The organism is Microbacterium sp. (assembly GCF_030149085.1).
GTDB lineage: Bacteria > Actinomycetota > Actinomycetes > Actinomycetales > Microbacteriaceae > Microbacterium.
Genome location: NZ_JASBSF010000173.1, coordinates 1 through 11,472 on the forward strand (window position 1 = coordinate 1; position 11,472 = coordinate 11,472).

The 11,472-nt window shown below is 67.5% G+C and carries 12 protein-coding genes; 2 read left to right on the forward strand and 10 right to left on the reverse strand.

Annotated features, from left to right (window positions below):
• From Q1V87_RS06985 to Q1V87_RS06995, 3 genes are all read right to left on the reverse strand, one after another.
• On the reverse strand, positions 1 to 1,305 hold a 1,305-nt coding region (locus Q1V87_RS06985), incomplete at its 3' end, for a dihydroxy-acid dehydratase (protein ID WP_300591449.1).
• A 9-nt stretch (positions 1,306 to 1,314) separates the two neighbouring features.
• Positions 1,315 to 2,133, reverse strand: a complete 819-nt coding sequence (gene otsB, locus Q1V87_RS06990; RefSeq protein ID WP_300591450.1) for a trehalose-phosphatase — start codon at positions 2,131 to 2,133, stop codon at positions 1,315 to 1,317.
• A 32-nt stretch (positions 2,134 to 2,165) separates the two neighbouring features.
• Positions 2,166 to 3,560, reverse strand: coding sequence for a trehalose-6-phosphate synthase (locus tag Q1V87_RS06995; protein ID WP_300591451.1), 1,395 nt, complete (start codon positions 3,558 to 3,560; stop codon positions 2,166 to 2,168).
• A gap of 105 nt (positions 3,561 to 3,665) precedes the next feature.
• On the opposite strand from Q1V87_RS06995, the gene Q1V87_RS07000 reads away from it, so the two are divergent.
• A complete protein-coding gene (locus Q1V87_RS07000) occupies positions 3,666 to 3,893 on the forward strand; it encodes a hypothetical protein (RefSeq protein WP_292712213.1) in 228 nt (75 codons plus the stop codon).
• Positions 3,894 to 3,909: 16 nt separating this feature from the next.
• Here Q1V87_RS07000 and Q1V87_RS07005 read toward each other — a convergent pair whose 3' ends face one another.
• From Q1V87_RS07005 to Q1V87_RS07015, 3 genes are read right to left on the reverse strand one after another with little or no spacing between them, the layout of a single operon-like run.
• Complete coding sequence (locus tag Q1V87_RS07005) at positions 3,910 to 5,094, reverse strand: acetyl-CoA C-acetyltransferase (protein ID WP_292712212.1); 1,185 nt, start codon at positions 5,092 to 5,094, stop codon at positions 3,910 to 3,912.
• Positions 5,091 to 5,744: a CoA transferase subunit B gene (locus Q1V87_RS07010; protein WP_300591452.1), complete on the reverse strand. Its 654-nt coding sequence runs from the start codon at positions 5,742 to 5,744 to the stop codon at positions 5,091 to 5,093. Before Q1V87_RS07010 ends, Q1V87_RS07005 begins: the two co-directional genes overlap by 4 nt.
• A gap of 1 nt (position 5,745) precedes the next feature.
• Positions 5,746 to 6,525 carry a CoA transferase subunit A gene (locus Q1V87_RS07015; protein ID WP_300591453.1) on the reverse strand — a complete coding sequence of 260 codons (780 nt, stop codon included), beginning with the start codon at positions 6,523 to 6,525 and terminating at the stop codon, positions 5,746 to 5,748.
• A 139-nt stretch (positions 6,526 to 6,664) separates the two neighbouring features.
• Between Q1V87_RS07015 and Q1V87_RS07020 the strand changes: the two genes are divergently transcribed.
• Positions 6,665 to 7,450: an IclR family transcriptional regulator gene (locus Q1V87_RS07020; protein WP_300591455.1), complete on the forward strand. Its 786-nt coding sequence runs from the start codon at positions 6,665 to 6,667 to the stop codon at positions 7,448 to 7,450.
• Between the two features lie 26 nt (positions 7,451 to 7,476).
• On the opposite strand, the gene Q1V87_RS07025 is transcribed toward Q1V87_RS07020, so the two are convergent.
• The 4 genes from Q1V87_RS07025 to Q1V87_RS07040 are packed head-to-tail and all read right to left on the reverse strand — an operon-like array spanning position 7,477 to position 11,372.
• Entirely contained in the window at positions 7,477 to 8,385 is a 909-nt protein-coding gene (locus Q1V87_RS07025; protein WP_292712203.1) for an alpha/beta fold hydrolase, read from the reverse strand.
• A complete protein-coding gene (locus Q1V87_RS07030; protein WP_300591456.1) occupies positions 8,382 to 9,134 on the reverse strand; it encodes a 3-hydroxybutyrate dehydrogenase in 753 nt (250 codons plus the stop codon). Before Q1V87_RS07030 ends, Q1V87_RS07025 begins: the two co-directional genes overlap by 4 nt.
• A complete protein-coding gene (locus tag Q1V87_RS07035; protein WP_292712199.1) occupies positions 9,131 to 9,820 on the reverse strand; it encodes a TetR/AcrR family transcriptional regulator in 690 nt (229 codons plus the stop codon). The genes Q1V87_RS07030 and Q1V87_RS07035 overlap by 4 nt, the downstream gene beginning before the upstream one ends.
• The gene (locus tag Q1V87_RS07040; RefSeq protein WP_300591457.1) at positions 9,804 to 11,372 is read right to left on the reverse strand and encodes an AMP-binding protein; all 1,569 of its coding nucleotides are present in this window, start codon (positions 11,370 to 11,372) and stop codon (positions 9,804 to 9,806) included. Before Q1V87_RS07040 ends, Q1V87_RS07035 begins: the two co-directional genes overlap by 17 nt.
• Positions 11,373 to 11,472: the final 100 nt, after the last annotated feature.

An 11,472-nucleotide genomic window follows, 5' to 3' on the forward strand; every position in this document is an offset into this window, starting at 1 on the left:
CCCGGCCTCGAGGGCATCCATGGCGGCACGCTCGCGCTCGAACACGCGTGCGGGCCCTTCGAAGACGTCGCTGTCGAAGCCCGCAGACTTCACGACGGCTCCCTCGGGGGCCATCGTGCCGTGCAGGACCGTGATGCCGCCTGTCTCGTGGATGGGGTTGTCAAACGCGTGGATGACGGTGCCGTCCACCGGGTCGGGGTTCAAGTCAGCGAGGTTCTCAGCGAGGGTCTTGCCGGTCACGGTGAGCGCGTCACCGTGCAGCAGCCCCTCATCGAGCATCGCCTTCATGATGACCGGGATGCCACCGTGGCGGTCGACGTCGTTCATGACGTACTGGCCGAACGGCTTCATGTCGGCGACGTGAGGAACCTTGTCGCCGATGCGGTTGAAGTCGTGCAGATCGAGGTCGACGTCAGCCTCGCGAGCAATCGCGAGGAGGTGCAGCACGACATTCGTCGAGCCACCGAGCGCCATCGCGAGGGCGATCGCATTCTCGAATGCTTCCTTCGTCAGGATGTCGCGGGTCGTGATCCCGAGCTTCAGCAGGTTGACGACAGCCTCGCCCGAGCGATGCGCGTACGCGTCGCGGCGGCGGTCAGCCGACGGCGGTGCCGCAGAACCCGGAAGGCTCAGCCCGAGGGCCTCGGCGACCGAGGCCATCGTGTTGGCGGTGTACATGCCGCCGCACGCTCCCTCACCGGGGGCGAAGGCGCACTCGATGCGCTTGAGGTCTGCTTCGCTCATGCGGCCCGACAGGCACGCCCCGACGCCCTCGAAGGAGTCGATGATCGTGATGTCCTTCTCGGTGCCGTCGCTGAGCTTGACCCAGCCCGGGGCGATCGAGCCGGCGTAGAGGAAGACGCTCGATAGGTCCAGGCGGGCGCTGGCCATCAGCATCCCGGGGATGGACTTGTCGCAGCCAGCCAGCAGAACGGTCCCATCGAGGCGTTCTGCCATGACGACAGTCTCGACAGAGTCGGCGATGACCTCGCGGCTCACGAGGGAGAAGTGCATCCCCTCGTGGCCCATCGAGATGCCGTCGGAGACGGAGATGGTGCCGAACTGGAGCGGGTAGCCGCCACCGGAGTGCACACCCTCTTTCGCTCCCTGAGCGAGGCGATCCAGGCTCAGGTTGCAGGGGGTGATCTCGTTCCAGCTCGAGGCGATGCCGATCTGGGGCTTGTCCCAGTCCTCGTCACCCATCCCCACGGCGCGGAGCATTCCGCGGGAGGTGGTGGCTTCGATGCCGTCGGTGACGACCCGGCTCCGAGGTTTGATGTCAATGGTGCTGTCGTGCGGGGCCATGCTCGAAGTCTATTCCTGCGCGTGGCGCCGCTGCTCCGCGAGCTCCGCCAACGTTGCGGCCATCGCAGGGATGTTGGGCACACTCACCCGCGCAGCAGTCTCGCCGTCGCCCACGTGGATGCCGAGATCCTGCGGCTGCAGGCTGCGCAAGGCATCCTCATCAGTCGTGTCGTCACCGGCGAACAGCACGGCGTCGGCATGGACGCGCTCACGAAGGTTCGCGATGGCGCTGTCTTTGCCCTCGTGACGGAACGCATACTCCACGATCTTCTTGCCGGTTCGGCGCCGCCAGTCGGGAGCTGCGCCGGCGACCATCTCGTCGACGGCAGCGGCTGCCTTCTCGCCGGCCTCCTCGGTGGCATTGCGGGTGTGGACGCCGAACCCGAAGGTCTTCGGCTCGATCCAGACGCCCTCGTAGTCCGAGGCGATCTCTTCGGCACGAGCGCGCAGCAGGTCACGGAGGCCCCGCTCCGCGTCATCCTCAGCCGGCTCGACGGCGCCCTCACTCGGGAACCAGTACTCCGCGCCGTGCGAGGCGGCCAGGGTGATCGGCGAGTCATCGGTGTGCTCGGCGATGATCCGCAGGTCAACAAGGCTCCGTCCCGACACCAGGGCCACGACCGTGTTCGGCAGCGCGGCCAGGGCATTGACCGCGTCACGCGCGGCGGGGAGCATCCGGGCGGTCATGGGGTCTTCCACGTGGGGCGAAAGCGTGCCGTCGAAGTCGAGGGCGACCAGCAGGGTCGGGACACCCGCGACAGTGGCGAGAGCTTCTCGCACCTCGAGGGCAACAGCGTCGGAATCGGGATGGGCGTCGGGAGTCGTCATCTCGGGCTTTCGGGTTCGGACGTTCGGATGTCTCAGCGCTTCGCGGTGGCGAGCGCTTCCAGGAAAGACTTGGACCAGTCGCTGACGTCGTGTTCGAGCACGCGCCGTCGCAATGATCGCATCCGTCGCCCCTGCTCAGCGCCCGGCATCTCGATGGCGCGCATGATTGCGTCCTTCATGCCACCGATGTCGTGCGGGTTGATGCGGATCGCCGACCCGAGCTCGTCGGCAGCGCCGGCGAACTCGCTCAGCAGCAGCACCCCGCGGTTGTCGATGCGGCTCGCGACATACTCCTTGGCGACGAGATTCATGCCGTCGCGCAGCGCCGTGACGAGCATGACATCGGCGGCGAGGTATAGCGCAACCATCTCTTCGCGCGGGAACGCCTGGTGCAGGTAGCGGATGGCGGTGTGATCCATCGTGTCGAAGTCACCGTTGATGCGGCCAACCGTCAGCTCGATCTCGTCGCGCAGTTGGATGTAGGCCTCCACACGTTCGCGACTGGGGCTCGCCACCTGCACGAGGGTCGCGTCTTCGACGCTGAGCTTGCCGTCTTGCAGAAGCTCGCCGAAAGCCTTGAGGCGATGGCGGATACCCTTCGTGTAGTCCAGCCGGTCGACCCCGAGCATCACCGTCTTGGGGTTGCCGAGGCTCTCGCGGATCTCCTTGGCCCGGGCCTGGATCTCGGGACGCTGCGCGAGTTCGATGTACGACTCGGCGTCGATCGAGATCGGGAACGCCTTGGCGAGGACGTTTCGCGTGCTGCCGTCCTCAAGAGGCACGGTGATGCCCGAGGCCTTGGTCGTGTAGTGGAACTGGCGACGCACGGCGCGGGCGAAGTTGCCGGCATCCGCCACCCGCTGGAAGCCGACGACATCGGCCCCGAGGAGCCCCTCGAGTACCTGACGTCGCCACGGCAACTGTGAGAACAGGCCATATGCCGGGAAAGGGATGTGGTGGAAATAGCCGATCGTGAGGTCGGGCCGCATCGAGCGCAGCATCGCCGGCACGAGTTGCAGCTGGTAGTCCTGAACCCAGACCGTCGCACCCTCGGCGGCGGCGTCGGCCGACGCTTCGGCGAAGCGCCGGTTCACATCGACGTAGGCATCCCACCACACGCGGCGATACCGGGGAGCGGCGATCACATCGTGGTACAGGGGCCAGATCGTGTCGTTCGAGAACCCCTCGTAGTAGTTCTGGATCTCCTCGACACTGAGGGTGATCGGCACCAGATGCGTGCCCTCGAAGTCGAACGGCTCCAGGTCGAGGCCCGGCTTGCCGGCCCACCCCACCCAGGCACCTTCGGCCTTGCGCATCACGGGCTCGAGCGCTGTGACCAGACCACCCGGAGAGCGCCGCCATCCGCCGTCGTCATCACGGTCCACAGGGAGGCGGTTGGCAACGACGACGAAATCAGCTTGCGACACGCGAGCTCCTTCACAGTGGCGGACGCGGGCGCTCCCAGGCTAGCTGCTTCACCGGGTTGCAGGCCGGGGGTGGACAGCGGCGAGCTGATGTGTACCGTGGTTCGCATGGGCAAGTACCTCTTCGGAACCGGCATCATCGGAGCAGTCATCTCGGGCTTCTCGCTCCTTCGCGCGCTCCGGGAGGAAACGTTCACGTGGCGAACCGCGCTGGCATGGATCAGCTGGGCCATCACTGTCGCACTGGCTGTCGGGGCGATCATCGACATGCGTCGCATCGACCAGGGCAAGCCGGTCCCCGCCGACTCCCCCGCCGCGCGGCGCCTCAAGGACTAGGCAGCGCTGATCCCGCTCAGCGCTTGAGGATCAGCGCGTCGCCCTGACCGCCGCCCCCGCAAAGCGCGACTGCGGCGGTCCCACCACCGCGGTGCAGCAGTTCATACACGGTGTGCACGACGAGCCGGTTGCCCGATGCGCCGATCGGGTGACCGATCGCAATGCCGCCGCCGTGGATGTTGACGACCTCGTCGGGCAGGCCGAGCTCTGCTTGAGAGCGTGCAACCACCGCACCGAACGCCTCGTTGATCTCGACGAAATCCAGATCGGAAGCGGCGATTCCCTCTCGCTCGCATGCGGCCAGGATCGCCCGGGCAGGTTGGGCGTGGAGGGTGTTGTCGGGGCCTGCGACCTGACCCGCTGACCCGATGACGGCGAGCACGGGCCAGCCGTTCTCATCGGCGTGCGCGCGGCTCGTGACGATCACGGCCGAGGCGCCGTCGGAGATCTGCGAGGAATTGCCCGCCGTGATGGTGCCGTCTTTCGAGAAGGCAGGACGGAGGCCGGCGAGGGTATCGACTGTCGTCTCGGCACGGATGCCCTCGTCTCGCGTCACCAGCTTCGGGTCGCCCTTGCGCTGCGGAATCTCTACGGGAACGATCTCGTCGGCGAACACCTCGGCTTCCCACGCGGCAGCTGCGCGCTGGTGGGAGCGGGCGGCGACGGCATCCTGATCTTCGCGCGTGACCTCGTAGCGGGCGTTGTGTCGCTCTGTCGAGCCGCCCATGCTCTCGCGGTCGAACGCGTCAGTCAGACCATCGTGGGCCATGTGGTCGAGCACCTCGATGGATCCGTACGACCAGCCCTCGCGCGAGCCCATGAGCAGATGCGGCGCCTGCGACATCGACTCCATGCCCGCCGCGACGACGACCCGGGCATCTCCGAGGCGCACCATGCGGGCGGCGTCGATGACGGCAGTGAGGCCCGACAGGCACACTTTGTTGATCGACGATGCGTGAACATCCCAGCCGATCCCGGCGCCGATCGCGGCCTGGCGGGCAGGGTTCTGTCCCGCACCCGCGGGAAGCACCTGGCCGACCAGAACGGCGTCGACGACCTCGGGGCCGATCCCGGCCTTCTCGAGCGCACCGCGGATCGCGATGCTGCCGAGGGCGGTGGATGGCAGCGATGACAGCTGCCCCTTCAGGCGGCCCTGCGGGGTGCGTGCGGCGCCGACAATGACGACATCCTCGTGGTTCATGCCTCCACCTTAAGGTTGCTCGACACGGTGATCTCGGGCTCGGTCGCAGCAACGATATCCTCGACGCTGACGCCGGGCGCAAGCTCGACGAGCACGAGTCCCTGGGGCGTCACGTCGAGGACCGCCAGGTCGGTGATGATGCGGTCGACCACACCCTTGCCGGTCAGCGGCAGCGAGCAGTCGCTGACGATCTTCGGCGTCCCGTCTTTGGCGACGTGCTCCATCAGAACGATCACCTTCGCGGCGCCGTGCACGAGATCCATCGCCCCGCCGGGACCCTTGACCATCTTTCCGGGGATCATCCAGTTGGCAAGGTCGCCGGATGCCGAAACCTGCATCGCCCCGAGGATGGCAGCGTCGATCTTGCCGCCGCGGATCATCCCGAAGCTCGTCGCGGAATCGAAGAACGCGGCGCCCGGCAGGGTCGTCACGGTCTCCTTTCCGGCGTTGATGAGGTCGGGATCGACGTCCGCTTCCTGCGGGTAGGGCCCCACGCCCAGGATGCCGTTCTCGGACTGCAGCACGACGGTGATGCCGGCTGGAACGTAGTTGGGCACGAGGGTCGGCAGCCCGATCCCCAGATTGACGTAGGCGCCGTCGGCGAGTTCCTGCGCGGCGCGGGCGGCCATCTCGTTGCGGGTGAGTGCCATTTCAGGCTCCTTCCGGGGTCACCGAGACAGTGCGTCGCTCAATGCGCTTTTCAATGTCGGAACCCACTTCGACGATGCGGTGGACGTAGACGCCGGGCAGGTGCACGGCATCCGGATCGATCCGACCCGGCTCGACCAGTTCCTCGACCTGCACGATGCAGATCCGGCCGGCCATCGCGGCGAGCGGGTTGAAGTTTCGAGCTGCCTTGTTGAAGACGAGGTTGCCGTGGCGGTCGCCCCGTAGCGCATGGACCAGGGCGTAGTCGGTGACGATCGCTTCCTCGAGCACATACTCGCGCTCGCGACCCGACACCTCGAACGTGCGCACGTCCTTCACCGGTGAAGCGACGGCGACGCCACCGGACCCGTCATAGCGACGCGGCAATCCGCCTTCGGCGACCTGCGTTCCCACACCGGTCTGCGTGTAGAACGCGGCGATCCCGGCGCCGCCAGCGCGCAGCTTCTCGGCGAGGGTCCCCTGAGGGGTCAGCTCGAGCTCGAGTTCACCCGAGAGGAACTGCCGCTCGAACTCCTTGTTTTCACCCACGTACGACGAGGTCATCTTGCGGATGCGCTTGTCGGCGAGCAGGATGCCGAGGCCCCAGTCATCCACGCCGCAGTTGTTGGACACGATCGACAGGTCGCCGACGCCGCGGGCGTGCAGGGCTTCGATCAGTGCCATCGGGTTGCCCGATAGGCCGAACCCACCGACGGCGAGGGTTGCGCCGTCGGGGATGTCGGCGACGGCCGCGGCCGGCGACTCCCAGGTCTTGTCGATCACGGATGAACTCCTTTGGTCTGCCGGTTCGTTCCGGGTCGCCGCATTGCGCCGCACCCGCATGGCCATCGTTGCCGCGCGGGACGCGCTGACGCCAGCATCCGCTTGCGATGTGGACACCACCGCGACTACCGTCCACATCATGGACACCCATCGATCCGTGCCGGGCGCGCAGGCGATCGCGCGCGCAGCCGCGTTGCTGCGCTTGGTGTCGGCAGGGGGCGCCGCGGGACTGACCGTGTCGGAGTTGGCGCGGCGGGCAGACCTCACTCGGCCGACCACCCACCGGCTCCTCACCGCGCTGCGCCACGAAGGGCTCGTCGACCAAGACGAGGCACGTGGCACCTGGATGCCGGGTCCCGAGCTCTATCTCATGGGCGCGGCCGCGGCATCGCGCTATGACATCACGAGCCTCGCTCGCGACATCGTGCGCTCGCTCGCGGTGCGCACCGAGGAGAGCGCCTTCCTCTCGGCCCGTCGGGGCGACGAGACAGTATGTCTGCTGCGCGAGGAGGGAAGCTTTCCCATCCGCTCGTTCGTGCTGGCTGAGGGGGTGCGGTTTCCTCTGGGCGTCGCCTCGGCGGGACTCGCGATTCTGTCGTTCCTCCCAGACCACGATGTGGACGCCTATTTCGAGCGGCATCCCGAGCTGTCGGAGCGGTGGGGCGTAGCTCACGCCCCACCGCGGCTTCGAGGGCGCCTGCGTGAGACGCACGAGCGCGGCTATGCCGTCAACCCGGGCCTGATCGTGGCGGGGAGCTTCGGGGTGGGAGCTGCGGTCTTCACGCGCGAGGGGCACCCGCAGTGGGCGCTGAGCCTCACGGGAGTCGAGTTCCGATTCGGTCCCGACCGGCTCCCCGAGCTCGGCCGCATCCTGCTTGCCCACGCCCACCAGCTCACGACGCGGGTGGCGGCAGCACGCGGCTGAGACGATTCGGGCGAACGGTGACCCCGTCACCCCACGGGATGCTCGTGCGCAACGAGCGCCCGGACCGCTTCACCGACGACAGCCGCACCCGGCTCACTCATCACGATCGTGTAGTGGTTGAGGTCATCGAGCCGCGTGTGCTTGATGCTCGGATACGCCGCGAGAACACCCTCGAGGTACTCCGGTGCGTAGAGCCCGGGCTCCTCGTTCTGCAGTCCGCGCGGCACCGTGATGAGGGCAGCCGGATGCTGCAGGTCGGCGAGTGCCTCCGGGAGTGCGGATCCCGTGTTCATGTCGACAGTGTCATCGACCATCGTCGCGTAGCTCGTCGCCGGTCGCAGCATTCCCGATCCGTCCTCGACGAGGTCGTAGGCGAAGTAGCTCTCGAGCTCGGGAGACCAGGCGTGCGCGAAGGCGGGGTGTGGGCGCCAGAACTCGAGATAGTCATCGATCGATCCAAACCGCATCGACAGTCGCGCCGCGGTCGGTCCCAGCACGTAGTCGGCGACGGCATCGGCGTCCATACCCGCGGGAACGTCGAGGGGCAGCCCTCCGTCGATGAGCAACAGGCTCTCGACGCGAGACGGATGCCGGTGCGCGAAAACGACCGACACGAAGGCGCCCATCGAGTGCCCGACGACCGGGATGCTCTCGATTCCGAGATCGTCGAGCACAGCCGCCAGGTCGTCGGCGTGGGCCGCGAGACCCGCAGGTCCCGCGACCTCATTGCTGCGTCCGCGCCCGCGAAGGTCGGGGGCGATGGCACGAATCCCGGGGAGCTCTTCGACGACGAACGGCCAAGCCAGGTGCGATGAGGTGACCCCGTGGACGAGGAGCACCTGCGCGGTCTGCGGAGCCACCGGGTCCCAGACACCGACGTGAAGGTCACCCCCGGGGACGGCGACGTCGACAGTGCGATAGGTGTGCGCGCTCATCGTGCGGTCCACCCGCCGTCCATCGTGTATGAAGCGCCAGTGACCATACCGGCTTTGTCGGAGGCGAGCCATCCCGCCAGGGATGCGACTTCGTCCGACTCCACGAGGCGCTTCACGGCGGTCTCGGTGAGCATGATCTTCTCGACGACCTCGTCTTCGGGAATCCCGTGCACCTTGGCCTGATCGGCGATCTGCTTCTCGACGAGCGGTGTTCGCACGTAAGCCGGGTTGATGCAGTTGCTGGTGACGCCGTGCGGCCCGCCCTCGAGCGCCGTCACCTTCGAGAGTCCCTCCAGGCCGTGCTTGGCCGACACGTACGCGACCTTGAAGGGACTCGCGCGCAGCCCGTGCGCGCTGGAGATGTTGATGATCCGGCCCCAACCGTTCGCGTACATGTGCGGGAGGGCGGCGCGCACCAGCAGGAACGGCGATTCGAGCATCAGCCGCATCATCATTCGATACTTTCCCGGGTCGAACTCGGCGATGGGGCTCACGCGCTGGATGCCGGCATTGTTGACCAGGATGTCGACCTCGAGGCTCAGGTCATCGAGCGCTTCGGTGTCAGAGAGGTCGACGACCCAGGCTTCGCCGCCGATCTGTTCGGCAGCTGCGTGAGCGGCATCCGCGTTGAGGTCGGCAACGACGACAGTTGCACCCCGGGAGGCGAACTCGGTCGCGCACGCAAAGCCGATGCCACTCGCGCCGCCGGTGACCAGGGCCCGTCGCCCCGCAAGGTCCTTCTCGGTCATCGGGACTCCTTCGTGCTTGTCGGCCCGCCCGTCCGGGGCGCGAGCGCGTTGTCGATAAGGGTTGACATCGACGCCATCACGGCGGGGTCAAGCTCGGCGGGCGGGCGACCCTCGGCATCCCGCTCCCAGAGCAGGAACCGCATGCCGATCAGCTCTCCCATGCCCATGAGTGCCCATGCTGTGACCTCGGGATCGAGCGCGGGGTCGACATCCCCGCTCCCCTGGGCGGCACGGAGCCCCGCTTCGTACCCCTCGACGATGCGGGTGTAGTGCAGTCGCAGTGTTTCGGGTGAGACGAACTCCGCCTCGCGCACGACGCGGTAGAGCGCGGGATGCGCGGCCGTGAAACGGAAGAACCCGGCAAAGCCCGCGCGTTCGGCTTCGAGCCGGCTCGACGCTCCAGCCATCGCTTCCGACATCGAGTGCCGAACCCGCCGGTTCAGATCGATCACGAGCGCTTCGAAGATCGCCTGCTTGCTGTCGAAGTAGAGGTAGAACGTTCCGAGGCCGATGCCGGCGCGCTCGGTGATCTTGACGATGGATGCCTCGTGATACCCCTGATCGGCGAATACCGTCTCGGCAGCCTCGAGTAGCCGGCGCCGCGTGGCCTCACCCCGCTTGGTCAGGGGCCGACCCGTGGCCGACGAGACCGGCGTGACATCCTCATCTTCAACGGAAACGCTCATGCGACACCTCCTGAGCCGATGCCACGATCGCACTGGCACGCTCGCGGAGGCGCGACCTGGCCAGCTTGTCGATCGACGACCGAGGCAACCGGTCGACGATCTCGACAGCGATGGGAACTTTGAAGGCGGCGAGGGTGCGCCGCGCGTGAGCAAAGATCTCGTCCTGGGAGACGAGCGCGCCCGTTCGAAGCGTAACGAAGGCGACGCCCCGTTCGCCCCACACCGGGTCGGCGACGCCGACAACGGCCGCGCCGGTGACGAGGGGATGCAGACACAGCGCGTGCTCGACCTCGGCGGGGGCGACGTTCTCGCCGCCGGAGATGAAGATGTCTTTGAGCCGATCGACGACGGTGAACACGCCGTCGCGGTCGCGGTGGACGAGATCGCCGGTGCGCAACCAGTCTCCGTGCATGGCCCGGGCCGTGGCATCCGGATCACCGAGGTACCCCGCGAACACGCTCGGTCCTCGGACCCAAAGCTCCCCTGTCGCGTCCCCGCGGAGGGGAAGCAGCGTGTCGGGATCGACGACCTGGACGCTGACATGAGGATACGGCCGACCGACCGCACCTTCATGGCCGCCGGCGCTGCCTGTCGGGCAATGCAGCACGTTGGGGCCTGCTTCGGTAAGCCCATAGCCCTGCACCAGCTCGACCCCCCGGGCCTGCCAGGCGTCCCGAACCGCGCCGGGAAGAGTGGCCCCACCCACGAGCGCCAGGCGAATCGAGGACAGATCACTCGCGTCCCAGCCACGGGAATCGGCAAGCATCGCATACTGCGTCGGCACGCCCATCATCGCGGTGACCCGGCGCTCTCGGATGAGCTGCAGCACCCGCTCGGTGTCGAACGAGCGCTCGAGCACGACTGTTGCCCCGCCCCACCACGCGAGCAGCGGCTGACAGTTCCAGGCAGCGACGTGGAACTGCGGCAGGACGGTGAGGACGACATCTCCCTCCCCCAGCGGCAGCGCGCGCCCGAGGGCCAGGTTGTTCCAGAAGCAGTTGGCGTGGGTGAGGATGACGCCCTTAGGCGCGGCCTCGCTCCCCGAGGTGAACACGATCAACAGTGGGTCATCGTCACGCACCGGTCGGGCTGGCCGCGGGTCGCGAGCCGGCGGAACGACGCGCTCGATCCCTGCGGTGCCCAGAGCCGTCATCAGCGGGGGTTCTGGCAGTTCGCGGATGGCCTCGCCTGCGGAGACGGCGAACTCGTCATCGACCACCAGCAGCTGCGGATCGCTGCGGCCGAGCGTGTCGACCAGTTCCCGCGTGCTCTGGCGCCACGAGAGCGGAACGAACGCGGCTCCGATCAAGGCGCATCCGAAGAAGAGCACGACGTGGTCGATGGAGTTACCCGCGAGCGTCGCGATGCGCGATCCCGGGCCGAAGCCTGCCCCGGCGAGGCTCCCGGCGAGTTCCCGCGCCCTCTCTGCCAGGTCGCCATAGGTGATCGTCACCCCGCGATCGTCGATCGCGACACGATGCGGTGTGTGCGCGGCGCGCTCGATCAGCCAGCGGCCGATCGTGTGCGACTCGTCTTGTACGTCGTTGCTCACGCTCGAACCTCCGAGGCACCGACCGCGTCGGCATCTGCCTCCGCGTCGTCGATGCTCCGCAGACTATCGCGCACGTGGCGTTCGCCGTGACGACGACGCC

Excerpts from the sequence above, each read along its gene's own strand:
- otsB (WP_300591450.1), bottom strand. The coding sequence starts at position 2,133 with ATGACGACTCCCGACGCCCATCCCGATTCCGACGCTGTTGCCCTCGAG.
- Q1V87_RS07000 (WP_292712213.1), top strand. The coding sequence starts at position 3,666 with ATGGGCAAGTACCTCTTCGGAACCGGCATCATCGGAGCAGTCATCTCG.
- Q1V87_RS07005 (WP_292712212.1), bottom strand. The coding sequence starts at position 5,094 with ATGAACCACGAGGATGTCGTCATTGTCGGCGCCGCACGCACCCCGCAG.
- Q1V87_RS07010 (WP_300591452.1), bottom strand. The coding sequence starts at position 5,744 with ATGGCACTCACCCGCAACGAGATGGCCGCCCGCGCCGCGCAGGAACTC.
- Q1V87_RS07020 (WP_300591455.1), top strand. The coding sequence starts at position 6,665 with ATGGACACCCATCGATCCGTGCCGGGCGCGCAGGCGATCGCGCGCGCA.
- Q1V87_RS07025 (WP_292712203.1), bottom strand. The coding sequence starts at position 8,385 with ATGAGCGCGCACACCTATCGCACTGTCGACGTCGCCGTCCCCGGGGGT.
- Q1V87_RS07030 (WP_300591456.1), bottom strand. The coding sequence starts at position 9,134 with ATGACCGAGAAGGACCTTGCGGGGCGACGGGCCCTGGTCACCGGCGGC.
- Q1V87_RS07035 (WP_292712199.1), bottom strand. The coding sequence starts at position 9,820 with ATGAGCGTTTCCGTTGAAGATGAGGATGTCACGCCGGTCTCGTCGGCC.